Source organism: Microbispora sp. NBRC 16548 (assembly GCF_030268985.1).
In the GTDB taxonomy this organism is placed as follows: Bacteria; Actinomycetota; Actinomycetes; order Streptosporangiales; family Streptosporangiaceae; genus Microbispora; species Microbispora catharanthi.
The window spans coordinates 1-310 of the sequence record NZ_BSSF01000108.1 but is presented as its reverse complement, the minus strand read 5'-3'; the positions used below and the strand labels follow the sequence as shown (position 1 = coordinate 310).

The window sequence follows — 310 nt, the reverse complement described above, 5'->3', positions numbered from 1 at the left end:
ATGTCGACCGGGCACTGCTCGACGCAGGCGCCGCAGTTCGTGCACGACCACAGGACGTCGGGGTGGATGACCCCGTCCTCGCCGACGAGCGGCTTGTCGAGCAGGGCCAGCACATCCTGCGAGAAGCCCTCCTTCTCCTTCTCCCCGGCCAGCAGGTACGGCGCGACCGCGAAGGCGTGGTCGCGCTGGTCGAGGATGAGCATCTTGGGCGACAGCGGCTTGTCGGTGTTCCAGGCCGGGCATTGGGACTGGCAGCGGCCGCACTCGGTGCAGGTGTAGAAGTCGAGGAAGCCCTTCCAGGTCGTGTCGG

Annotated in this window: 1 protein-coding gene; it reads right to left on the bottom strand. The window is 67.7% G+C overall.

What is annotated here, in order from left to right; genetic code table 11:
* On the bottom strand, positions 1-310 hold a 310-nt coding region (locus tag QSK36_RS43250), incomplete at both ends, for a 4Fe-4S dicluster domain-containing protein (RefSeq protein WP_285786462.1).